A 24,566-nucleotide genomic window follows, 5' to 3' on the forward strand; every position below is an offset into this window, starting at 1 on the left:
AAGGGAACAGAATCCACCATGTGGTCCATCACTTTGAAACTCATGCGAAAAACCAAGCGCATGCTCATACCCGCAGGCATCGCCATCATGATCGGCACGGCGTTCATCGCCAGCACCTTCCTGTTCGGCAATGCCATGAACGACTCCCTGACACGGCAGCTGACCGCCATGTTCGGAAACGCCAACTATGCGGTGAGCATCAACAGCTCCGACCTGAGCGATAAGGAACTCAACGAGGCGTATTCCAGCACTGTCGGCGACTTTCATCTCGACCAGATCGCCGGCATCGAAGGGGTTGGCGGCGTCCGTGCCTCGGTGGAAACCGGCGTCAGCGTTTCCAAGGGAGACAGCAACGTCAGCGGCGAGATCATTTCCACCGCGGCACAGAAGAACATGCTCCCCGTGAATATCACGGAAGGGGACCAGCCGAAGGATTCCAACGAAGTCGCGCTGCCGGAAGACATGGCGAAACAGTTGAACGTCGGCGTTGGAGACACTGTAAGCCTGACCTCCCGATATGCGGTAGGCGACGATGGCAAAGCCAAGGCGGACAACGTGCGCGTGGTAGGACTCACATCCGATCCGAACGGCGCCTACTCATACTATGGTGGTGCGATCGTAGGATCCAACAATCTGCTTGCCGCAATGCAGGGAGTGGACGATTTCAACGCCACCGGAACAACAATGGTGTATCTCGACCTTGCCTTGGATGGAAACAGCGTATCCGCAAAAACCATCAACGGTGTGAAAGCGTTGCTGCCAAAGCATTTCGATCTGATGTCACGACAGCAAATCAGTGACGAAAGCATCAAATCCTTAAGCGGCAACCAAACCAACATCGTCACCACATTCCTTATGTGCTTCGGCGTGCTTGCCATGTTCGTGGCGGCTCTGGTGATCGCCAACACGTTCCAAGTGCTCGTGGCGCAACGCCGCCGCACACTCGCCTTGCTACGCACCATCGGCGCAAAGAAAGGCCAACTGTATGGTTCCGTGCTGTTCGAAGCGGTGGTGCTCGGCTTCGTCGCATCCGTGCTTGGCGTGGTGCTTGGAAGCCTGCTCATGTGGGGCATGTGCGTCAGCGACATCATGCAGGCGGGTATGCGGTTCAACTTCTCCTGGCAAGCCGCCGTCGTACCGATTCTCTTCGGCATTGTGGTGACGGTGCTTGCATCCATGGGATCCGCACGTTCCGCCACCGCGGTAACGCCATTGGAGGCATTGCGTCCGATTGAACTGACCGACAACCGTCGTTCCGGCCTTACGCGAGCTATAATCGGTATTCTGATGGTGGTGGTCGGTATCGCCATGGCCATATTCTCCATCTGGCAGGTGCAGGCCACCAACGGCGGCGAGGATGCGAGCGGCGATCAATTCACGATGATTCTGCTCATAGCCATCGCCGGTGCCGCACTGGTGTTCCTCGGCATGGTGGTCACCGCGGTATTCTGGATGCCGACCCTCATGAAGGGCGTTGGAGCGTTGGCCTCGCTGACAGGTCCTTCCGCAACAGTTGCACACGCCAACATTCAGAAGAATCCGCGACGCATCGCAGCAACCGGTGCCGCTCTGCTCATCGGTGTCACCTTGGTCTCCACCATCGCAACCGGTGCCGCTAGCGCCAAAGAGACTATGAATGGTGCGCTCGCCACCCGTTATAGCGTCGACATCGTGGCCACGGGCGATGACATCAGCCAGCAAATGGTCAAGGATGTATCTGACATCAACGGCGTGTCCGACACGTTGTATGCACCGGCGGTTTCCGTGACCTTGGAGAAAGCGGATGGAACCCAGCCTACGTCCGCATTGCTGGTCGGCGTGAAAAACATCGATCAGGTCAAGCAGGTCATGCGTGCCAACTTGGGTAACGCCTCCATCGACAGTGATAGCGTGCTCATGCCAACATACAATGCGCAAACCGGCAAGGAGCTGCAGTTCGCCAATGGCACGGCTGATTTCTCCACTGAATGGAACCAGAACGGCGACGCTACGCGTTCGCTGACATTGCAAGCCAACCAAGCCGACTACCGTCGTGTATCCGCGCAATATGGAGCTGTCGGATTCGTGGATGAAAGCCATTTCACCAATGGTGACCTTGATGCCGCCACCCATGTGTTGCTGGTCAAGGCAGACACTGACAAGTCGGGAGTTTCCGTTGACGACATCTACAACGACATGCAGGCCGCATTGGAGAAGAGCACTGATGCGACAGTGACCGGACCGATCGCCGAACGCATCGTATGGGCGAACATGATTGACTCCATGATGATGCTTCTGGTGGGGTTGATCGCCGTGGCCGTGCTCATCGCACTTGTCGGCGTAGCCAACACGCTGTCGCTGTCAGTGATTGAACGCACCCGAGAATCCGCCACACTGCGTGCCATCGGCATGACTCGAGGCCAGTTGCGACGCTCCCTCGCGGTGGAAGCCCTGCTCATCTCGCTGGTATCCGGCATCTCGGGCGTACTACTTGGCACACTGTTCGGCTGGCTGGGCGCATACGTGGTGTTCAGCATGTACGGCAAAGTGGTGTTCCCGTTCGAATGGGGCATTAATGGCATCGTACTCGCCGTGGCAGCCATGGCAGCACTGCTCGCCAGCGTATTCCCCGCACGCAGGGCAGTGAGCACGCCTCCTGTTGAGGCGCTCGCCGAAGCCTAAGCTTCATAGCAAACACAACGAAAAGGACTCCTGCCACAAACATGGTAGGAGTCCTTTTTGCGTATCATGCATACGCAAAACAACAAATCAATCAGACCAAATGGTTTTCATAGGCGAACACCACCGCCTGCACACGGTCACGCGCATTAATCTTCGCCAGAATATGCGCCACATGCGTTTTCACCGTAGGCAGCCTGATGAAAAGCTTGTCGGCAATCTCCTGGTTTGACAATCCATGCGCGATCTCAATAAGCACTTCGCGCTCGCGATCGGTCAGTTCATCTAATTCCGGATCGGTGTACGTCGAATCAAAAGTGGAAGCAGCAGCGGAATTTCCATGTGCGCCAACATTCGCAGCCATGAAGTCGCCTTCCATCATTTTCTCGATAAGACGTTTCGTGGCGGACGGTGCGATAATCGCATTACCTTGAAAAACCGTGCGAATCGAATTCAGCAACGTTTCCGGTTCCGTATCTTTCAGCAGAAAACCGGAAGCTCCGGCAGTGATCGCAGCCATAACATATTCATCCAAATCGAATGTCGTCAGAATGATCACTTTGGTATGAGTGACTTCTGATTTCGTTCCATCGGCAGCAAAGCGATGCTGCAACGCACTGATCTGCCGAGTCGCCTCGATACCATCCATGCCGGGCATACGCACATCCATCAACACCACGTCAGGACGCAGCGTTTCCGCCAACGCCACAGCCTCTGCACCATCGCGAGCCTGCGCCGCAACCGCCATATCAGGTTGGGAGCCGATCACCATGGCAAAACCGGCGCGTACCAATTCCTGATCATCGGCTATGACCACACGAATCTTCTGTTCTTCACTCATACTCTCCACCTTATCGGCATTGTTCCGCTCACAGCGCGAAACAAACCCTTAAATCTCCCTGAAAAACTTGAATCGGCTATCGAGACACGCGCTGCAGCTGCTCCTCCAATGGTGCTGCGGGCCTCAACTGCGGTTCGCTCGCACTACCGGCATGAGCGTCATCGCTGAAACCAGTCTCACGAAGCACGCCAAGCAATTCGCGCATACGCTTAAGCGCGGCGCGCCCCTGCTCGCCAATGGCTTTGAATGCTGTGGAAATCTCGTCGGCGGTAGTCTCTTTGCCTTGTGCTTCGGCGCTATCCAGCATGCGGATACCATCGACGGCTTGACTAATCACGCTGTTCAACGTGGCGGTGACTTCAGCCTGAATGCTGGCACTGATACGGTCACGTTCCATATTCGCCGCGAGAATACGCTGCTTCTCCTGCTCGGCCACCAGTGCCTCTTCGCGAGCCTGCAATACCAGTGCGTTTGAATCGCTGGAACGCGCCCAACGTGCCCACGCCATGATGCCGGCGCACAGCATCAGCACTGCAACCGTATACATGACGCCGGTAAAGAATGCTGCACTGCTACTTGACGTGGCTGAAACCGGTTTTGTTAAGCCCACGGAAGCGGCGATGGCGCCGAACAAGGTAGTGTATCCGTGTTGATCAGCTGCGATTTTCAAGCCCATCAGAGCTGAACAGGTGACAGCGGCAAGACCGGTCCAACGCCATGCGTGTTCACGCCCATACAATACGGCTGAATACAGCGCACACAGTGACGCTACGATATGTCCAACCTCAATCAATCCCAAAAATACCAATTGCACAACCGACAATACGAACACAATAAGCGCGCAAGTCTCGGGGAACCTGCGTCGAAGAGCCAGTGCCAGCAAGCAGCATGCGGCGATCGCATGAGAGAGCTGCGCATCGCGTGAACTATCAAAAAAGAATGTAATCGACATGCGATTCAGCAGCATGACCAATACCACGGCACCAACGGAATCCATGAGCACATAATGGTGCTGCGTCCACACGGAAACACGTTCCACCCAATTCAGCCCTCGCGAATTGGATGTATTTGCAAGTTCTACGGATTTCAGTTTCAACGATGTGAGCAAATCATGCAGATTGGGTGCGGTGATGCGCAAGTGTTGCAGGGCGTTCGAACGATGGTCGCGACCGGTTGGTTGGTTGGTTTCCTGCGTCTGTTCCGATGGTTGATCTGGGATTCGCGCCGATATGTTGACGGCTGTGTGAGATGCGATTGCTTCGTCGGATAATTTCGCTTTGCTGGATATGGCAGTTGTGTTGCAAGATTCGGACTGTTCCGAGGCATACTGTTCGCCGGTTTCGTCTGTCGCTGGCTCTTTACCGCCGTAAGGCAGGGTGGCCATAACTTCGAAGCCTCCGCCGAGTTGAGGGCCAGCCTGCAATGAGCCTCCGGCCGATTCGATGCGTTCCTTCATGCCCAACAGGCCGTAACCTGGCGTATGCCCGTCGATATTGGCCGCCGCACCACGACCATTGTCGGTGACGGTCAAAGTGAGTAAACCGTTGTTCCATGACTCTTTAATATGCACATCGACGTGCGGCCCCGCATACTTGCGGATATTCGTCAGCGCCTCCTGCACTACATGGTAGGAAGCTATCGAGGCTTGTTCACCGAGTTGTTCTGGGCTGGCGGTGCCGGTGATATTCCATCGGATTCGAATGTCGGGGGAGACGTTTCGCGCTTGTTCCACAAGATTGCCTATATCGTTATAATCGGCGTGCGGTGAACCCCCGAATACTCCCAGAAGACGTTGCATGTCATGCAGTGCGCGTTCCGATTCGTGTCGAATCGTCTCCATGGTGTTTCTAGCCACCGCGGGATCATGCGTGCCTGCATAGCGGCCGCCATCAGACTGCACGATGATGATTGATAGGATGTGCGCCACCACATCATGCATGTCGCGTGCGATGCGTGCTCGTTCCGCCAACGCGGCGATATCGCGTTCGTCCTGGTCTCGTGCGGCGATCGCCTCATTGCGTTCCCGCATCATACGAACGGTTGCCAGACGGGCACGCTGCCAGAACGCTACAATGACGGTGGAAATAATGCATACTTCGAAAATCGGCGTCAGCACCAACATGTATTGCGCCACCATGTCGGCGACTTCCGACATGGATGTTCCTGTGTAGATGGAGCCGAGAGTGTCTTCCGTGACCATTGCGCCATTTGGATTTGAGCCATTCCAACTGCTCCATGTATGCACTTTGCCTCCGGTGAGCAGCGGCCCATTGGTCATGGTCCATGCCATCAACGCCGAAGCCAGAAGACCGATGGCCAACGCCAAAATAATGAAGGCTTTCGTGTTTTTGGGATTGCCGTAGACGATCACCGAATACAGCATGAACAATGCCAGAATATCGGCGCCCAATATGCAAGGGCCGAATATGAGATGCGTCAAGGCCAATGCCACACAGAGCAACGCTCCGGTCTGTGGCCGCCATCGACGGATCAGCAGCGGGATCAGCATTGCCGCTTCCCACGCCATCTGTATGGAAGGATTAAGGTCAAACAGCAATCCCGGATTATAGGTGATGCTGCCGGTCACGCCGAACAGCAGAACACCTATAACAAGCGTGAGGATGAGATCGCCTGCGAAGACATGACCATGCATCCACGACAGGAAACGCTGCTTGAAATTCGACATACGCTCCACCCTAGCGCCAGATATGCTGTGACGCCATCGTGCGCAGGAATGAAATAACGGTAAGATAAAGCCGCTTTTGTGAGGTAAGGTTGTCTCCGCGTGTGGGTGGGATGGAATCCATCAAGAAGTCACTACCCGCATTGAATATGCCGATGACGCCAAAGGAAAGGTGAATGCATGACGTTGCTGAGCGAATACTACGTGCCCGGATTGCATATTGAGGATCGTTCCATCAAGGTGCCGTTGGATTGGGCGGGTCACGAGCCCGGTCATGGGTTCGATGGCGAATCGATCAGCCTGTTCTACCGTGTGGTCACCGCTCCCGAACATGTGCATGACGACCTGCCGTTGCTCGTGTTCCTGCAGGGTGGTCCCGGTGGTTCCGGTCCGCGTCCGCTCGGCCCAAGTTCCGATGGTTGGATCGAGGAAGCGATCAAGCATTTCCGCGTGGTGTTGCCGGATCAACGTGGTACGGGGCGTTCGTCTCGTGTCGACACGCATGTGATTGAGGGCATGGACGGCGACGGCAAGGCCGGTGCCGCGTTTTTGAAGCGTTTCCTCGCCGATTCGATCGTTCGTGACTTCGAGCATCTGCGTCGCACCGAATTCGGGGGCGCACGTTGGGCCACGCTTGGCCAAAGCTATGGCGGATTCCTGACGTTGACGTATCTTTCGCTGTTCCCGCAAGGAGTTATCGCCAGTTTCACCACGGGCGGCATTCCTCATGTTCCCGCCGATGCGACCGACGTGTACCGTCATACGTTCCCGCGCATGGCGGCAAAGACGAAGCAGTTCTACGAGCGTTACCCGATCGATATCGAACGTGCCGCGGCCGTCTCCGACATTCTGCAATCGCGCAAGGTCACATTGCCGAACGGCGATCCGCTCACGGTGGAACGCTTCCAATGCTTGGGATCCGATTTCGGTATGAAGCCAAGTTTCGAACGCGTGCATTGGATTCTTGACCAGGCATTCCTTGACGGCGACGGTTCGGCCTCGACCTCGGCGGAACTGTCTGACGAATTCCTGTCTTCCGTGATGAATGCGACTTCGTCTCGCCCGCTGTATTGGCCGTTGCAGGAGTTCATCTACGCCAACGGCGAGCTGGAAACGCCGATTTGCTGGGCCGCACAGCGCGTGCGCGGCGAGCATCCGGAATTCGCGGGCGGCATTCGTCCGCTTAATTTCACCGGCGAGGCCATGTTCCCGTGGATGTTCGAGCAGGAACGTGCGTTGCGTCCGTTCAAACCAGCCATGGACGTGCTTATGGAAGACACGCATTTCGGCACGATCTACGATGCCGACCAGTTGGCACGCAATGAGGTTCCGCTGCAGGCTGCCGTCTATTTTGACGACATGTACGTCGATTCTGGATTGCAGCTCGACACGCTGTCTCGCGTCGGTCGTTCACATTATTGGACTACCAACGAGTTTGAACATGACGGCGTGCATGGTTCAACAGTGTTCAAGCACCTGTTCAATGAAGCATTGAACCGCGGAGATTTGGCGGAGTTGTTCTGACGATCGTTCAGCAACGACGAGTATCGATAGCAAAGGAAAGAAACATGGCCAATCCAACCATCGGATTCATCGGATACGGCAATATGGCACAGGCGATCGCCGAAGGCCTGGTCAATGCCGGCACGATCAACGGCAGCGACATTGTGGCTTGCGCGGCACACTATGACAAGCTGGAACGCAATGCTGCCAAACTTGGTGCGAAAGCAGTGCATACCGCTGCACAAGTGGCCGAAGTCGCCGACGTGGTCGTTATCGCCATCAAACCGTATCAGATTGAAGCGGTGATTTCACCGATCGTTGACAAGCTGGCGCAGCCAAACACCATCGTCGTGTCCATTGCGGCAGGCTGGGATCTGAACAAATTCCGTGACCTGTTCGGAACGTCTTTCGAACAGGCACACATTCAATGCACCATTCCGAACACGCCGATGGCTGTCGGCAAAGGCGTGCTGGTCACGGAAATCGACAACACGCTCACGCAGGAACAGGCGGAAACCTTCGAAAGCCTATTTTCGTCAATCAGCCTGATTGAACGCGTGGACACCGCGCATATGGGCATCGGCATGTGCATCGCCGGCTGCGCGCCGGCCTTCACCGACATGTACATCGAAGCATTGGGCGATGCCGGTGTGAAATATGGATTGCAGCGTGCTACCGCGTATCGTCTGGCTGCCAAAATGGTGGAAGGCGTGGGCGCGCTCTATTTGGCCAACGAAACGCATCCGGGTGCCATGAAAGACGCTGTCTGCTCTCCGGGAGGCACCACCATCAGGGGTGTCGCATCGTTGGAGGAAAGCGCGTTCCGTGGTGCCGTTATCAAAGCAGTCGACGCCATCGAAGCCTAATACTAAGCTAGGGAACCATGTCTCTTACTATCGGAATCGTCGGACTGCCGAACGTCGGCAAGTCCACCATGTTCAACGCATTGACCCGCAACAACGTGCTGGCGGAAAACTATCCGTTCGCCACCATCGAACCGAACACCGGCATTGTGCCGTTGCCGGATGACCGCCTGCCGGTGCTCGCCAAGCTCGTGCACACGGAGAAGATCGTGCCGGCCACCGTCACGTTCGTCGACATCGCAGGCATCGTCAAAGGCGCTTCGGAAGGCGAAGGCCTGGGCAACAAGTTCCTTGCCAACATTCGCGAAGCCGACGCGATCTGCGAGGTCGTGCGTGCCTTCGAAGACGATGATATCGTGCACGTCAACGGCAAGGTCGATCCGTCCGACGACATTGAAACCATCAACACCGAGCTGATCCTCGCCGATCTGCAGACCATCGAGAACGCGCTGCCGAAGCTGGAGAAGGATCTGCGCGGCAAGAAGATCGAACCGGCCTACATGGAGGCCGTCAAGCAGGCGAAGACCATTCTCGAAGCCGGTGAAACCATTGATAAGGCGGCTCGCGAAGGTCGTTTCGACAAGGATTCCGTCTACGATCTGCACTTGATGAGCGCCAAGCCGTTCATCTACGTGTTCAACGTGGACGATGCCGAACTGCAGAACAAAGACATGCAGACCAAGCTCGCCGCATCCGTGGCTCCGGCTCCGGCCATCTTCCTCAATGCGCAGTTCGAAGCCGATCTGACCGAACTTGATGAGGCCGACGCGCGCGAAATGCTCGCCGACGCCGGTCTTGAGGAGTCCGGCCTGGATCAGTTGGCGCGAGTCGGCTATGATACGCTTGGCCTTTCCACCTTCCTCACCGCAGGCGAGAAGGAAGTGCGCGCATGGCAGATTCACAAGGGCTATACCGCTCCGCAGGCTGCCGGCGTGATTCACACGGACTTCGAAAAAGGCTTCATCAAGGCCGATATCGTCTCCTACGACGATTTCGTGGCTGCCGAAGGTTCCATGGTCAAGATCAAGGAGGAAGGCAAGCTACGTCAGGAAGGCCGCGACTACGTGATGCAGGACGGCGATATCGTCGAATTCAAATTCAACGTCTCCAAAAAGTAAGTGTTTCTCTGGCTCCCCTCTTTGAGGGGAGCTGTCGCTACAAGCGACTGAGGAGCGGTACGGATAAGGCCTGAGAAGTCGTCTTCTCAGGCCTTTGTCATGACATTGTTCTGCAAGGACTGGCTGCTGCAGCAGCATAATGTGTGTTTTATTATTCGGCCTTGGCGGCTTGCTGGTCAATCCAATTGTTGACGTCGGTGACCGCCTCGTCAAGGGTTGCTTTGGCGGCTTTGTAGTATTTGGAATCTACAGGTTGACGATTTCCGCGCCGAACGGCCAGAGCGCAAGCTTGGCCATCTTGAATGATTGCAATCCGAACGGAATACCGATAATGGTGATGCAGTTGAGCACTCCGGCTCCCAGATAGCCGAGCGCCATCCACCAGCCGACCAGCACCACCCACAGGATGTTGGCCAAGGTAGAGTCGACTCCGCCGCCGTATTGCACGGTTTTGCCAAACGGCGTCAGGGTGAGTCCCGCCATCTTGAACGCTTGAATGCCGAGCGGGACGCCGATGATGGAGATGCACAGAATCAGTCCCACCAATGCCCATCCGATTGCGATGGCCAACCCACCAAGAATGATCCACAGGATATTGCCGAGAACTCGCATGATTTGCCCCTTTCCGATTCCGGTCGATGCCTCGCATGTTCAGCTTCACTATTTTGCCAGACATCATGACGGAAACACGAGACGCAACCCTTAGCTCGCCCCTGATTCATCCCCGGACCGTTATTCAGGCGGAGCGTATGCGGTAAGCCCAATCCTTTTGTGAAGATTTTGTGTATTGTCAGGCATGCGTGGGTTTCACCGTCGATTTGAATGATGATAGGCTTCTCGATGTCTGCCGTACGAAGACCCCATCAAGGAGATGCCATGAACCTGTATCGCTACGCGATGTTCATCGCACGCGCCTGCCGTGGGTCGTTCGTCGGCAATGTTCTGTTTGCCAATCCACGAATGGCCCTATTCTCGATGCTGGTGTAGCGGGGACACGCCTTATGCCGGGATGTACCGATGGCCCATCCGCAGTCGACGTCGCATGAATCGCTCACCATAGCCATCAACTTACGCAAAGCCGCGAATCGTTTGCCGTATATGAATGCGGAACGGATGGCGGCTTTTCCTTTACGTCCGGACTCATCGGTGTCCTCGCGTCTTGACACAAGCATGGGGCCGGATCGCCACACATGACGTTACCAACAGAAGGAAATGCTGTGACCTCACAGAAAAACGCGGAACTCGGGTCCGCCACCAGTTCCGTAAAGCCTATTGATCCGCACACCCGATTCATCGTTGTGGGTGTGATCGTCGTCGGCTCGTTCATCGCGCTGCTCAACCAGACCGTCATGTCACCGGCCTTGCCGGCACTGATGCGTGATTTCAATATCACCACCGGCACCGTGCAGTGGGTGACCAGCGTCTACATGCTGGTCTCGGGCATCATGGTGCCGATTTCAGGCTATCTGATTGATAAATTCTCCACCCGAAAGCTCTTCGCCGGAGCTCTTGCCACTTTCATGGTCGGCACACTGCTGTGTGCCGTCGCGCCGAATTTCATGCTGTTGCTCGTCGGGCGCATACTGCAATCCGCCGGCTCCGGCGTGCTGTTGCCATTGGTCGCCGTAGTGCCGATGCTCGTCTATCCGCCGGATAAGCGCGGCACCGCCATGGGCATGGCCGGTATCGTCATGGCCGCCGGCCCGGCTATCGGCCCGGTTGTCGGTGGTCTGGTGATTGACAGTTTCGGATGGCGCCCGATGTTCATTGGCATCGCAGTCGTGGCACTGGTCATCCTTGTCGGAGGCACGATGATGCTCAAGAACGTCAGCGAGTTGAAGAACCCAAAGCTCAACATCCTGTCCGTGATCCTTTCGACCATCGCGTTCGGTGGCCTGCTCTATGGCTTCTCGTCCGCTTCCACGATGGGATGGACCAGTCCGGTCGTCATTACCTCAATCGTCGTTGGTCTTGTGGCCTTCGTCGCATTCGTATACAAGCAAGTCAAGCTCGATGAGCCATTGTTGCGCGTTGACACCCTTGCCACCCGCAACTTCCGCAACTCCGCGATTCTGGTCACTCTGATCAACGCCGCAGTCGCCGCAACCAACGTGACGTTGCCTATCTTCATCCAGAATGTGCTCGGCCAATCCGCCACCGTCACCGGCATGGTCATGCTGCCCGCCGCGGCGATCGGCATCATCCTGAGTCCGGTCGCCGGTGCCGCATTCGACAAATTCGGCCCGCGAGGCGTGGGTATCGGCGGCCTTGCGCTCATGACCATCTCTCTTGGTCTTCTCGGCACCATCAACACCAGGACATCAGTGCTGTTTGTCGCCGTGTTCTGCGCATTGCAGGCATCCGGTCAGGCTATCGCCAACATGCCGATAAACACTTGGGGCGTCAACGCTTTGCCGAACGACATGATCGCCCATGGCAACGCCATCGCCAACACCGGCCGCCAGATCGCGGCAGCCATTGCGACCTCGCTTCTGGTCACCGCAGAAACATCCGTGACCGCCTCGCGCATGTCCCAAGGTGTGAAGTCCGCCACGGCCAGCGGCATCGCGTTCTCCTACCTGCTGTGCGCCGCCATCTCGCTGATCGCCCTGATCATCTGCATCTTCACCGTCACCAGCCGTGCCAAGGAGGAGGCCGCACGCAACGCCAAGGCCTCCGAGGCGCAAGCCTCCGCCGAAGTCGCGGCCGAAACCACTGAAGGCCAGCCCGCCGAGCATCACTACGCCGGCGCATACGTGGCCCCCGCCGCCTCCCTGTTCAAGCAGGCCCAGGAACAGTCCATCGGCGAGATCATGGACGATCAGCCCTACAGCTGCCTGGACAGCGATGACATCACGCATGTGGTGCGCGAGTTCATCCGCCTCAACGTCTCCAGCCTTCCCGTGGTGAACGGCGATGGCAGGCTCGTCGGCTTCGTCAGCGACGGCGATGTCCTGAAATCGATTGCCACCTATGAATCCCGTACGGTTTCCACCGGCACCGGTTCGACGATGGTGGTGTTCGACGACGAAACCGTGGCCTCCAAGGTGCAGGCACTCTCCGGCAAGAAGGTGATGGACATCGCCACGCGTAAGGTCGTTGCCGCCACGCCCGACCAGCATGTTGGAGAGGTGGCCCGAATCCTCGCCAAGAAGCAGTTCAAGAAACTGCCGGTGGTGGATGGTGATGGCAGACTCGTCGGTGTGATCCGCCGTAAGTCCGTGATGGAACATGCCTTCGACGCGCTGTTCCCAAAGGATGATCGGTGATTAGGCGCCATCATCGCTGAATAGAATGAATGGAACATGAGGCTTCCTTCTCGCAGGGAAGCCTCATTGCTTTGTCCGCGGAGTCTTACGGCACCTGCGCAAGGGCAACGTCACGCCTTCGTGATGCACTATTGAATAGTGTGTTCCTATCGTTGCATGGTGACGCTAACGCATGGCGTCACGATACTGAAGCCTGCCATCTAACGGCGGGTACGGCTCGTTGCTGGAGTCGTGCACGCATACGCGCGTCGGCGTGCGTATGCCGTCTGACCACCGCCGCCGATAAGCTCGCCGCCAACGAGTTGGGGTGGAGTGTCGGTATGCTGCTCAGCGGCGCGTTCCGTTCTGCTGAGTCTGGCCGTGGCCTACGTCATCGCCGTAATCGCCTTCCAATCATTGCGATTGATATGGTGAACGGTAGAGGACGGTTCGGCATTCCTGCACGTGGTTGGCGACGCACGTCACGTACGGCCGACCCGCAGGACAATGGTCAGGGCGATATCGTCACACGTATCGTCGGCGATGTTGCGGCAGGATTGACGGTGCGACAGATCGCCGCTGAACGACATCTGCCGGTCGATTTCGTCGACATGGCCAGCGAACGCGCGCGAGAACAAGGATCGCTTGACGTGGTGGATATGCGGTCGCGGCACGCCTGCGGAGAGACGGTATGCCGACCCGACCCCGCTTCGTTGGTGTGCGTGGGATGTCCATTCAGGTTTTTCCCATCTTCGGACTCGTAAAATAGGCGAGGTTAACAAGACGAAGAACGATGACATCCGTCGATTCGCAAGGGGTGGACGCATATGGATTATCAGTATCAGGCCGTTGAACAGCCTTCCAATCCCCGCAAAACCTGGCCGATTGTCCTTTCCGTGGTCGTGGCGCTCACTGTGGCATGCGGCGCAGGAGTGTACGTCTACCACAACAAACGGCAGGAGGCGTTGGACACATGCCGGCAATCGCTTGCGGAATTCAGCTCGGCCCGTAAGGCCGTGCTCGACACATCCGAAAACGGTAGCGAACTGCAGAAATTGATCCGTGGTGCGCTCGGCGTGAACGACATCATCGACGCGTTCGCGGACGCGGCCACCAGCGCAGAGAACACGGTCGATACGGAAGGCTGTAAGGCGGACGCCACCATCACGCAGCTCAATCTCGTCTCCAAAACATTGGACAGCGCAACTGACTCCCTGAACGGCAGTCTGAAGACAATCGAAAAGAACCAGCAGTCGCAAAGCGGCGGCGATACCTCCGATGGCACGTCGAATTCAACGCAATCCAATGATGGGACGAGTCAAAACAAGTCAGACGACAATGCCGAATCGTTGGAAGACTCCAAACTTGCTTTGCAGGAATCGCTTGACAAGGCAAACGCGCTTATCGACAAACTCGGCAATGACGGCGATCTCACCCTTATTGGACGCAAACTGTTGAGCGCGCTATCCAAAGCCGTTGATGCGGGCCAGCAGCTGATCGACAATAGCGGCGTCAAAGAATCCAAGTATTACAAGGCCGCCAAAACCACGCTTGATGAAGCCATCGAAATGGCCGACAACTGGGTGAATCAACAAGCAGCCAAAGCGCAGTAAAACATTTTCCAAAGTACCGCGTGGCATTCGAAATCTCGTTTGCGCTTACCGTGCCGTCAGTATGCGGATTCGCGCTGATTTTCGCCGCAATCATCTTCTCCGAAGTGCAACTCCCACATCGCAGCAAATCGTAATGCCGAATATGTGAACTTGACTGTTGATTCCACGCTGTATCTGCTTTATTCTTGAATGCTTGTGAAAGAGTTTTGTGAGAAGTGGTGGAAACGTATCGCCACCAAAGAGATGGTATTCATCGGCATTGTGACGCTGGCCGCGTCCATTATCGCCTCATGGCTGAAGCAATTCCCTGGATTCAGCCTGTTCGGTGCGCTGATTATCGCACTGCTGATCGGCATGGTGCTGCAGTTTCCGATTCGCAAATGGTATTCCAGCCGTTCACCGGAGCATAAGGCCGGTGTGAAAGACGCAGCAGGACTGATTTCCAACAAGCTGCTCCGCTTGGGTATTATTCTGCTTGGATTCAAGCTCAACCTGCAGGTGCTGTTCACGCAAGGCATCAAATGCTTGCCGATTGCCGCTGTTGTGGTGACGCTCACCATCGTCGTGTGCTACAACATCGCCCGTAAGCTCGGCGTTGACCCGCAACTGGCCATTCTGGTGGCTGGCGGTACCGGCATTTGTGGTGCCGCAGCCGTCATGGGACTTTCCGGATCCATCAAGGTTCCACCGGAACAGGAAGACGAGAAAGCCAACAATGAAGTGATGGCCGTGGCCATCATCGCCATCATGGGCACGATCTTCGCCCTCGTGGAAATCGCATTTGGACCGCTTACCGGACTGACCAACACCCAGCTGGGCATCACAGCCGGCGCATCCCTGCACGAAATCGCACACGCGGTAGCGGCTGGTGACGCGTTCGGCGCGGTCGACATCGCCACCATCATGAAGCTGTCGCGAGTGCTTATGCTCGTTTTCGCAGCCATCATCATCGCCATCTGGTGGGATAAGAACCATTCGCAGATGCCTTCGGACGGCAAGCGCAAGATCTCATTCCCGTGGTTCATGCTCGGCTTCATCGGAGCGTCGATCATCGGCACGTTCGTGCCGTTCATCGCCACCATCACCCCGCAGCTGGTCGATTTCGCCTACATCGTGCTTGGCATGGCCATGGCCGCATTGGGCATCACCGTGAACTTCTCGGCACTCGCCAAGAAGGGGCAGAAGGCGTTCCTTGCCAGCCTCATCACTTCGATCCTGCTCATGTGCTTCGCAGCGGGAGTGGCAGCGCTGTTCTTCTAAAAATCTTCTACATATCTTTTAGATATCTTCCAAATACCGTTGTGCCGTGCGCTGGGATAATCAGTGCACGGCACATTTTTTTATTTGTATTAAAAGTAATCTGGTATTAATCCGCAACTTTGCGACGATCCGCAATCAAGGTACGAACCAGCGAACAAATCGGCAGCAAATACAGAAAACAGCTCAACAACAGACTTTCCGTAGGAGCCCCAACCGAAGCAAGCGGCACCGCGCCGGCAATCGACCATGGAATCAATGGAGCCACCACAACGGCGGTATCCTCCAAATTAATAACCTTGCGCTGCTCGTCGTTTTCCAAATTGCCGCACAACTGATCAGTCAACATAATCGACAATGTCTGATTACAGGCAACCGCGCTCGCAACCACAGACGTGACCAAAGTCGCACCAAACACGCTGATGTGCTTCGCCATCGAAGCGATAAGCCGATGCGTGCCATCCAACAACCCCGTTTCCTGGAAAATGCCGGAATACGACGAGGAAATGCAGACGATCAGTATCACCTTGATCATCGAAACGATGCCGCCACCGTCAATCAACGACGCCACTTGGGCGTTCGAACAATGAAAACCGAACACCAAAGCACGGCCAATCTCCAGCCAATCCATATGCTGCACCAGCACGCAAACCGGCAATGCGGTGAGAATACTTGCGCCCATCGTAATGCGCACGTCCATTCGGACGATCGCAAGCACCACAAGCACCAACGCGGGAATAACGGTAACCCAATGAAGATCGAACGCGCTTGAGAACAATCCCGTGATATCAATGGAACCTGCGGAAGGATGCGTGCACAAAGCCAACACAGCATAAATCGCACACGTGATGATGAACGGAACAATAGATGTTTTCAACATCAGTACGATATTGTCGAAAATATTCGTATGTGTGAGTGTTTTGACTAATTGCGCGCTGGTGGAAACAGGGGAGCAGCGGTCGCCGAAATAGACGCCCGACAGAATCGCACCGCCGAGGAATACGGGCGAAACCTGCATGGACGTGCCGAGCGTCATGGTGATGATGCCCATGGTGGCGGCCGTAGCGAACGATGATCCGGTCAGCAGTGACATGAGGCAGTTGAGCAGGAAGGCGAGCAGAATCACCACATGCGGGCGCACCAGGCTGGAAGTGTTCGCCACAATGAACGGCACGGTGCCGGCGGCGCGCCATAGCGTGGTCAGCAGGCCAATCAGCACGAACGTCACCACCACAATGCTTGCGGCACGCATGGTGGCGAACCCTTTGGAAAGCATGGTCGCGAATTTGTGACCGGTGATTTTGCCATGGATGAGGAACATGACCACGCCGGCCAGCAGTGCGGGAACGATGGATATGTTGGTTATGATGCAGGCGATCAAAGCCGCACAGAACAGCGCCATCGTAACAAGTTCCGCCATGATGTTCCTTTCTTTGATGATTATCGCGCGGTACGTCAACGCCTTCGACATTCTTTTGACGAATCGTAAGAACTCGGTAAGCGTAGCAGTCATTATGTAAACGCGATGAGTTCGGGCTAAGACGTGGACATGGTCTTGTGCTGGTGCGGTGGAATGGCTGGGACGGTGGGAGTGTCGGTTTGGTTCAACCGGACTTGAGATTGATAGTCTGTAATCGGTTATGCTGAAGCGAGCAGAATCGAGGAAGATTATGACTGATTTCGATATTGCGAAAGCGCAGGAATTGGAACATCGTACGGAAGATGCGTCAGCTCCCGAAGTGTTTTTCACTCCTGTGATCACGCCGGAAAGCTTGATTGCCGCATATCATGCGTTGGGAGCTAGGCCGGAAGGTAAGGTCGCCATCAAAATCCATTCCGGAGAATCGGAGAAATCCAATAACCTCAATCCGGAGCTTGTCAAGAATCTCGTGCAGGAGATCGGCGGCACGCTCGTGGAATGCGCGACCGCATACGACGGCAATCGCGAGACGCCTGAGAAAAGCCTTGCCGTGTTCAAGGAACGCGGATATGGTGATATCGCGCCGATTCAGATCATGGATATGGGTGGTGAGATCGAGATTCCGGTAGCCAAGCACCGCCATATCGCCTATGACATCGTCGGCAGGCATATCGACGACTATGATTCCATCTTCGTGCTTTCGCATTTCAAAGGGCATCCAATGGGCGGTTTCGGAGGCGCGTTGAAGAACGTGTCCATCGGCATCGCATCATCGAACGGCAAACGTTGGATTCATTCCGCAGGCGTGGCTAAAGACAAGTGGGTCGAAGCTGAGCAGGATGACTTTCTCGAGTCGATGGCCGAAGCGGATGAGGCTGTGATCAGCCACATGAACGGCAAGATGATGTATTTGAACGTCATGAACCGTTTGTCGGTGGATTGCGACTGCTTCGCCACGCCGTCCGAGCCGGACATGCATGACATTGGCGTGCTTTCGTCGTTCGACCCGGTGGCACTTGACCAAGCGTGTGTCGATCTGATTCATGTGGCGCCGGACGGCGCGTCCGTGACCGAGCGTATCGCCACCAGGCATGGCGAACACACGCTCGAATACGCCGAAGAGCTTGGGCTTGGTTCGCGTGCATACCGTTTGACCGTGCTCGAGTAGTGTGCACGGAGTCGGCGATGATGGAATCCAAGGAATCTAAGGAATCCATGGAAAACGTGGAGGAGGCGCAGGCGGTTCAAGACGCGCGGGCCGTGATCGAACGCATCGAACGTGTGTTTACGGAACGCGAGCATGTGTTTGTGGCGATCGACGGGCCATGCGCGTCGGGCAAAACCACGTTGGCGGCTTTGCTGCAGCGTCGTTTCGACGGCAATGTGCTGCATATGGACGATTTTTTCCTGCGCCCGGAACAACGCACTCCAGAACGGTTCGCCGAACCGGGAGGCAATGTCGATCGGGAACGATTCGAAGAAGAGGTGCTGGCTCCGCTCGTTGCCGGAAATATCGTGCAGTATCGTCCTTGGGATTGCCATACCGGCGATTTTGCAGCTTCGCATAGTGTCGAACCTGCTCGTTTGACGATTGTCGAAGGCAGTTATAGCATGCATCCCGCATTGCGTGAATACTACGATTTGATGATCTGCCTGATGATTGATTCCAATGAGCAGTTACGCAGACTCGAGGCACGTAATCCGCGTATGCTGCAGCGATTCATCGACGAGTGGATTCCTTTGGAGAATCGGTATTTCGAGCAAACTGGAACACGCGCAATTGCCAACATGGTTGTAGATACTGCCAAATCAAACGAATAACGAATCATACATAACGAATTTTTCATAATGAACGAAAGCTTGTGAAAAGAAAGCTTTTAAAAAGGAGAATGAACATGACTTCCACTACAGCAGTTTCCTTGCGTCGCACTGATCTGCCACGCTTGAGCGTGAGCGTCAAAGCCGCCGCAACCGTGCTTGCCATTGTCGCCGCAGTGGCGTTGCCGCAGTTGTTCCATGTGATCGGAGCGGTTTCCGGACGAGGAACTGCGTTGGGCGTTGCCTTTCTGCCTATGCACTTGCCGATTATTTTCGTCGGTTTGATCGCAGGTCCAGCGGTTGGTGCGATTGCAGGCGCAGCTGCTCCACTGGCGAGCTTCCTGCTTTCCGGCATGCCGATGCTGGCTGTTCTGCCGTTCATGATGATTGAATTGTGCGCGTACGGTTTGGTTGCAGGTCTGCTGCGTGAGATCAAGCTGCCAAGCCTAGTAAAGGTGGTTATCGCCCAACTTGCCGGCCGTGTCGTACTGACCGTAGCCACTGCAGTGGCGGTGTTCGCATTCGGTTCCGGCAACAGCATCGCCGCCACTTGGACGAGTGACTTGGCCGCTGGACTGCCCGGTCTTGCTTTGCAGTGGGCGCTGATCCCTCTTGCCGTATACTGGATCGAATCGTTGATCACCAAGCGATGAACCACGTTCTGAACACTTTCTGAACCACAAGAGCCAAGCCGATAGACTTGGCTCTTGTTGCATATGAGCCGAGTGTGAGCCGAGATACGAAAGGAACGCCATGATTGCCGGAGTGTCCATCACCACGCTGCTACTGGTTCTCGTTGCCGGTATCGGCGCAGGATTCGTAGGGTATGCCGTTGGCGCTTCGTCATTGATCTCATACCCGGCACTGTTGGCGTTCGGCATTCCGCCAGTGCTCTCGAACACCACGAACACGGTGGGTGTATGCGGAACCGGCATTGGAGGATTGCTTTCCGCGCGCAAGGAGCTAAAAGGGCAGCGCGCCCATGTGATCATCTATGCGCTTATCGGATTGGTTGGCGGCATTGTCGGCGGGTTGCTGCTGCTGGAACTGCCGGCAGAGGTGTTCGAATGCGCGGTGCCGCCGCTGATCCTGTTCAGCGCGTTGATCATCGCTATCAATCCTCGGAAAAAGGCTGCTGCGCGAGATGCCGTCGCACAAGCGCTTCCTCAATCGCAGCAAGGCGAACGAGCTGCGAAAATCGCCAATAAAACCGATGATGGCAAACTGCATGATCCGTGGTGGCTGTGGGTCGGCGTGAGTTTCGTCGGCGTCTATTCCGGCTATTTCGGCGCGGCCGCGGGCACGCTTGCCTTGGCGATCCTAGATTTGGGTAAGATCGGCCCGTTCCATCAGATCAACGCGCTGAAAACGGTGGTTGGCTTCGGTGCGAACATTTCCGCAGCGATCATGTTCATCATTCGTGGATCCGTGTATTGGCCGTTCGCCATCATGATGTGCATCGGATGTACCATCGGCAGTGCCATCGCACCTCCCGTAACCCGGCATATTCCCGAAAACATCATGCGTGCCGCCGCCGTGCTGACCGGCATCATCCTTGCCGTCAAACTCGGCTGGAGCACCTACCTGTGACATGCACTGTACATTGATTCGCAATGTGAAGTTCCGCTGGAAGAACCGATTTTTCCAGCGGACTTCTTTTTCTAGCTACCTTGCGATTGAAGGATCTGCGAGCCGTCCATCGGCATCTCGCAAAACAGCATCGTGTCAGATAAGCGTCGACAGTGCTCGCATTACAATATCCACATCCTTGTTTTCCAATTCGCGAATGACATGCAGATAGGTTTCCTGTGTTGTGGTCATGCTGGCGTGGCCAAGGCGACGCGACACGCTGGCGATTGATACGCCGGCGAACAGCAGTAGTGATGCGTGCGTATGCCGCAATCCGTGGATGGAAATGACCGGCGCATCCACGTTCTTGCAGTGTCTGGCGAGTACGCTGTTGGCTGTGGAGTTATAGATTTTGCCGTGCACGAAGATGGGCTTGTCATGCGGAAGATTCTTGAGTAATCCGGAAAGCTGCATGATGAGCTGCCAGTCAAGCTGCACTTTGCGTACGGAGGATTCGTTTTTCGTGGGTACAAAACCGCCGCCGTTTTTGTAATCCCAGGTTTTGCTGACGGAAAGCGTTTGGTGAGTGAAATCGAAGTCGTCGGGCGTGAGTCCAAGCGCTTCGGAGAATCGGAGTCCGGTTTTCGCGATGAGTAGGATGAGCCAATCCCAACTTGCCTCAGCGCCAAGATCAAGATCGGCGAGCATAGCGTGCAGCTCGAATTGGTTGAGATACTTCATTTTTTTGATGCGTGGCTGCTTGCCTTTGATGATGACTTTGCGTGTCGGATCACGGGGAATGAGTCCTTCATCAACGGCATCGAGAATGGCGCCTTTGATCTGGTGATGAAAATCCATGGTGGTCTGGCGCTCATGATGCTGCGCGTAACCGTTAATGAGCTGCTGATAGGCGGTGCGATCCATATCGGCAAGTCTTAGTTCAGGGATGAGTTTGCCGAGCCAAGATTGTGTGAGTCGATATTTACTCATGGTCACGTCTCTGATGGCACCTTCCTTATACGTTTTCACCCACTGGGCGTAGTAGTCGCAGAATAGCGATTCCGCGGTAATGATTTCCTGCATAGTGTGCACCTTTCTAAAAAAGATAGGGGATAAGGTGCAGCCATCATACTTACGCTGATGAAGGGTGATGAGCGAGTCCAGACGGTCAAAGAACCCGCCGATTCGGCGCTGCTCGTTTTCTGAGGCAGGCATAGAAATTCCGATTGAAGCAAAGTCATCGAATTTCAAAACTTGAGTGTCCTTGGAATTGCCCTGCGAAACCTGTTGATACTGTTTTAGCAACATCGGTTGCCTAAGAAGACGCGCAAAGAATCGTGCATAAACCTCGGAATTGGGCCTTGCTACTACATATGCGGGGCTTACGATGCCGTCATACCGACTTGCATCTACAGCCCCCTGCCACATGCGCATACTGTTGTAAACGACATCTCCGAAATGCACTATTTTGTAGTTCGCGAGACTCGCGCCAGGATTCGTCTCCCTATCGGACTCAGATGCTGGGTATATCCCGTTGGCTACGCTGACAGACAAAATCTCTCTGTCGGAAGCTCGTTCATCACTCTCCTCGAACAGTTCACCCAGCTTACGCTGTTCCCAAGCGGGGCAATTAGAGCTAGGAAAACAGCCGTATTACCGTCAATCTATACGGCTGAGCTTCCTTCTTGTGAGCATTAGAGCGTATCCGAGCAGGTTCCGACCGCGCCATTGCCTCGGATTGAACCTAGCTAGGTCATGCATCGACAGGCCAATGCCCCAGATGCGGTCTTTGACGGCGCATTCCGCCAGCAGCGCGGTGCCGGTTACCTCAAGCCGTGCCCCGAGTTCGGCGTTCTGGCTGAATTTGGCAAGCAATCCTTCATAGACCTCGATTTGGCGAACGCCGTTCCACACGTGATCGTCATAACTGGCCACCAGTCGACCAAGGCGTTTAATCTCGGCCACGTCATCGATTTCAAGGATTCGCGCGGCTATTTCGGCATCGTTAAAACAGCATGCCTTGCGGTACATCATGTACTGTTCCATTGAGGAAAACTCAACATCATCCACAACGAAGCGTGATGGATACCAGTTGCTCAGGTACCCGTTCTCCTCATCGGGATTATGGAAGCAGATGATGTCCGTCATTCTTCTCCGACTTTCCGCACCGCAAGTTCCAGATCGAGATCATGAAGTCCGAAATAGGCTTTCTTCAGGAAGTCCAACGGCACCCTGGTGATCAATTCAGAACTGGGAATACCGTAGAACCATTGGTAGTAGGCATAGAACTCACCGATCCAATCGGGCATGAACCCTTTAAGCGCCTTGCCGTCCTTCAATTGGTAATGCTCGGTCTCGGTGAAATACTTCCACAGTTCTTCCGCATCCATCGTATTGACGTAGGCTTTGGCTTCATCAATGCTTTTTCGTGTTTTGCTCGTCATATACGTGGCGATGAAATCCTCCGTGCTTTTGCTCGGAAAGGACTGCGCCACAAAGTCGAAAAGCTTGCCTTGACTTTCCACCACATCATCCCGATAGACTTCCGAATATGCCCGCATGGTTTTCACTCCCTAGAGCAACGTGCTGAACACGTTGGTCACCGTATTGACATCGGAATCGATAAGATCACGCATGTTCTGCCGCGCCTCAACATCCCTCTGATTGTATTTGTCGTTGAATTCGCTGTAGCTGACGGAAAGCAAGCCATCTTTGACTTCTCGCAATTGACCGTATGCCTTTTCGGTCTTGACACAATACTGGATTCCCAGACCTCCAAGCGACAGCAGTTCCTCCAAGATATCGACGTCCACATTGTCTCGGACGAATTCTTTAGCGATGTAGAAGTACGAGGCGTTCGCACGCCAGCCTTTGATGATGTCATAACCGCTGGTATCGATGCCGTATTGGGCGATGAATTTTGCGGCAAGCACGCGATAACGCTTGGAATCGGCGGCATCACGATGTTTCATCAGCTCGGCCAGCCAGGCAAGCACGCTATGCTCCTGAAAATCCAGGATGCTCAGCCCATTCGTGTTCAGTTCGTACTGGTGGACCCAGCCATTGGACTCATCCGGCCTGCACACGGCCCATTCCTTGGCGAGCTCGACACTTTTAGTCAGATAAAAACCACGACCGTAATCGTGCTTGTCATTGCCCAAACCGTACTCGGGGGTCACGGATTCGTATGGGGAACCGTGAAATAACGTGATTGTTGCCATGAACACCCCTATACGAACATCTTGTCAAGCATGGATTTCTTAATATTCCGCAGTAATTCGAGCTTACGCTGATGAAGGGTGATGAGCGAGTCCAGACGGTTGAAGACCGCGCCGATTCGGCACTGCTCGTCAATTCTTTTGGGAATGCAAATCTGCGTTTCAAAGAAATCATCTGGAGCAATGTTGAGCAATCCATGATTTCTAGCTCCCTCAGCCGCAATTAATTGAACAGCCTTATACCATCTATCAGTCTCGTAGTATGTGACTAAGAAATCAGGGTCTCCAGAAAGCAATTCAAAGCAGATATACAGTGTCGAAACGCAGCCCATGTCATACTTTTCCAGTCTTTTTATCGCTCCCCATGGGCTATCGGCTGAGGTGCTCTTGTTGTAAGCAAATTCCCCCCTATGTAGAAGGAAATATCCACTCATATCCTTACTTGCAACTTGGCTATTGAAAAAAGTCCTCTGATCCACTAAACCGTATTGAGCAGAAATGGTAAGGGGAAGATCGGAATCCCCGTTCTCATTCTTTCGGGTAACCCTACGTGCAACTTCACCCAGCTTACGCTGTTCCCAAGGGTCAGCGAAACCAGCGAAACGAATCTCCGGATACAGGGAACCCCCTTTAGGGAACATCTTGTCGAGCATGGATTTTTTCAGCACGCAGAGCTTGTCATACTTACGCTGATGAAGGGTGATGAGGGAGTCCAGACGGGAGAAAAATGCTGAAATAACATACTGCTCTTCACGGC

General features: G+C 55.0%; 20 protein-coding genes and 2 pseudogenes. 12 read left to right on the forward strand and 10 right to left on the reverse strand.

Annotated elements, in window-relative coordinates; all coding sequences use genetic code 11:
- Positions 1-18 precede the first annotated feature (18 nt).
- Complete coding sequence (locus tag WMO36_RS07570) at positions 19-2,661, forward strand: ABC transporter permease (protein ID WP_349077221.1); 2,643 nt, start codon at positions 19-21, stop codon at positions 2,659-2,661.
- A 91-nt stretch (positions 2,662-2,752) separates the two neighbouring features.
- Here the strand turns inward: WMO36_RS07570 and WMO36_RS07575 are convergent, their stop codons facing one another.
- The gene (locus WMO36_RS07575; protein WP_349077222.1) at positions 2,753-3,499 is read right to left on the reverse strand and encodes a response regulator; all 747 of its coding nucleotides are present in this window, start codon (positions 3,497-3,499) and stop codon (positions 2,753-2,755) included.
- A gap of 76 nt (positions 3,500-3,575) precedes the next feature.
- Positions 3,576-6,185 (reverse strand): sensor histidine kinase, encoded by a 2,610-nt coding sequence (locus tag WMO36_RS07580; RefSeq protein WP_349077223.1) that lies wholly within the window; start codon positions 6,183-6,185, stop codon positions 3,576-3,578.
- A gap of 177 nt (positions 6,186-6,362) precedes the next feature.
- On the opposite strand from WMO36_RS07580, the gene WMO36_RS07585 reads away from it, so the two are divergent.
- The 3 genes from WMO36_RS07585 to ychF are packed head-to-tail and all read left to right on the forward strand — an operon-like array spanning position 6,363 to position 9,666.
- On the forward strand, positions 6,363-7,706 hold the full coding sequence (locus WMO36_RS07585) for an alpha/beta fold hydrolase (protein ID WP_349077224.1): 1,344 nt from the start codon (positions 6,363-6,365) through the stop codon (positions 7,704-7,706).
- A gap of 44 nt (positions 7,707-7,750) precedes the next feature.
- The gene (gene proC, locus WMO36_RS07590; RefSeq protein ID WP_065440985.1) at positions 7,751-8,551 is read left to right on the forward strand and encodes a pyrroline-5-carboxylate reductase; all 801 of its coding nucleotides are present in this window, start codon (positions 7,751-7,753) and stop codon (positions 8,549-8,551) included.
- Positions 8,552-8,568: 17 nt separating this feature from the next.
- The gene (gene ychF / locus WMO36_RS07595) at positions 8,569-9,666 is read left to right on the forward strand and encodes a redox-regulated ATPase YchF (protein ID WP_349077225.1); all 1,098 of its coding nucleotides are present in this window, start codon (positions 8,569-8,571) and stop codon (positions 9,664-9,666) included.
- Positions 9,667-9,912: 246 nt separating this feature from the next.
- Here the strand turns inward: ychF and WMO36_RS07600 are convergent, their stop codons facing one another.
- Positions 9,913-10,278 carry a YccF domain-containing protein gene (locus WMO36_RS07600; RefSeq protein ID WP_065440995.1) on the reverse strand — a complete coding sequence of 122 codons (366 nt, stop codon included), beginning with the start codon at positions 10,276-10,278 and terminating at the stop codon, positions 9,913-9,915.
- A gap of 605 nt (positions 10,279-10,883) precedes the next feature.
- Between WMO36_RS07600 and WMO36_RS07605 the strand changes: the two genes are divergently transcribed.
- From WMO36_RS07605 to WMO36_RS07620, 4 genes are all read left to right on the forward strand, one after another.
- Complete coding sequence (locus tag WMO36_RS07605; protein WP_117641428.1) at positions 10,884-12,935, forward strand: MDR family MFS transporter; 2,052 nt, start codon at positions 10,884-10,886, stop codon at positions 12,933-12,935.
- A 140-nt stretch (positions 12,936-13,075) separates the two neighbouring features.
- A complete protein-coding gene (locus WMO36_RS07610) occupies positions 13,076-13,678 on the forward strand; it encodes a hypothetical protein (protein ID WP_236824306.1) in 603 nt (200 codons plus the stop codon).
- A 63-nt stretch (positions 13,679-13,741) separates the two neighbouring features.
- Positions 13,742-14,527 carry a hypothetical protein gene (locus WMO36_RS07615; RefSeq protein ID WP_065439398.1) on the forward strand — a complete coding sequence of 262 codons (786 nt, stop codon included), beginning with the start codon at positions 13,742-13,744 and terminating at the stop codon, positions 14,525-14,527.
- A 195-nt stretch (positions 14,528-14,722) separates the two neighbouring features.
- Positions 14,723-15,787, forward strand: a complete 1,065-nt coding sequence (locus WMO36_RS07620) for a YeiH family protein (RefSeq protein ID WP_065439397.1) — start codon at positions 14,723-14,725, stop codon at positions 15,785-15,787.
- A gap of 106 nt (positions 15,788-15,893) precedes the next feature.
- Here the strand turns inward: WMO36_RS07620 and WMO36_RS07625 are convergent, their stop codons facing one another.
- Complete coding sequence (locus WMO36_RS07625; protein ID WP_494324458.1) at positions 15,894-17,204, reverse strand: Na+/H+ antiporter NhaC family protein; 1,311 nt, start codon at positions 17,202-17,204, stop codon at positions 15,894-15,896.
- 250 nt (positions 17,205-17,454) lie between these two features.
- On the opposite strand from WMO36_RS07625, the gene WMO36_RS07630 reads away from it, so the two are divergent.
- From WMO36_RS07630 to WMO36_RS07645, 4 genes are all read left to right on the forward strand, one after another.
- On the forward strand, positions 17,455-18,372 hold the full coding sequence (locus WMO36_RS07630; protein ID WP_099570733.1) for a DUF362 domain-containing protein: 918 nt from the start codon (positions 17,455-17,457) through the stop codon (positions 18,370-18,372).
- A 17-nt stretch (positions 18,373-18,389) separates the two neighbouring features.
- A complete protein-coding gene (locus WMO36_RS07635) occupies positions 18,390-19,025 on the forward strand; it encodes a uridine kinase family protein (protein WP_226556881.1) in 636 nt (211 codons plus the stop codon).
- Positions 19,026-19,099: 74 nt separating this feature from the next.
- Positions 19,100-19,675, forward strand: coding sequence for an ECF transporter S component (locus tag WMO36_RS07640; protein ID WP_236824277.1), 576 nt, complete (start codon positions 19,100-19,102; stop codon positions 19,673-19,675).
- A 100-nt stretch (positions 19,676-19,775) separates the two neighbouring features.
- A complete protein-coding gene (locus tag WMO36_RS07645) occupies positions 19,776-20,612 on the forward strand; it encodes a sulfite exporter TauE/SafE family protein (protein WP_349077227.1) in 837 nt (278 codons plus the stop codon).
- Positions 20,613-20,747: 135 nt separating this feature from the next.
- Here WMO36_RS07645 and WMO36_RS07650 read toward each other — a convergent pair whose 3' ends face one another.
- The 6 genes and pseudogenes from WMO36_RS07650 to WMO36_RS07675 all read right to left on the reverse strand — a co-directional run.
- Complete coding sequence (locus WMO36_RS07650) at positions 20,748-21,674, reverse strand: site-specific integrase (RefSeq protein ID WP_349077228.1); 927 nt, start codon at positions 21,672-21,674, stop codon at positions 20,748-20,750.
- Positions 21,675-21,779: 105 nt separating this feature from the next.
- Positions 21,780-22,196 (reverse strand): annotated as a pseudogene (locus tag WMO36_RS07655) (hypothetical protein); the annotation flags it as partial.
- A 54-nt stretch (positions 22,197-22,250) separates the two neighbouring features.
- A complete protein-coding gene (gene ybiA, locus WMO36_RS07660) occupies positions 22,251-22,739 on the reverse strand; it encodes a riboflavin biosynthesis intermediates N-glycosidase (protein ID WP_270560033.1) in 489 nt (162 codons plus the stop codon).
- Positions 22,736-23,152 (reverse strand): hypothetical protein, encoded by a 417-nt coding sequence (locus WMO36_RS07665; protein WP_349077229.1) that lies wholly within the window; start codon positions 23,150-23,152, stop codon positions 22,736-22,738. The genes ybiA and WMO36_RS07665 overlap by 4 nt, the downstream gene beginning before the upstream one ends.
- A 12-nt stretch (positions 23,153-23,164) precedes the next feature.
- Positions 23,165-23,812, reverse strand: a complete 648-nt coding sequence (locus tag WMO36_RS07670) for a DUF3990 domain-containing protein (protein WP_039199770.1) — start codon at positions 23,810-23,812, stop codon at positions 23,165-23,167.
- 8 nt (positions 23,813-23,820) lie between these two features.
- Positions 23,821-24,566 (reverse strand): annotated as a pseudogene (locus tag WMO36_RS07675) (restriction endonuclease subunit S); the annotation flags it as partial.

Source organism: Bifidobacterium hominis (genome assembly GCF_040095915.1).
In the GTDB taxonomy this organism is placed as follows: Bacteria; Actinomycetota; Actinomycetes; order Actinomycetales; family Bifidobacteriaceae; genus Bifidobacterium; species Bifidobacterium hominis.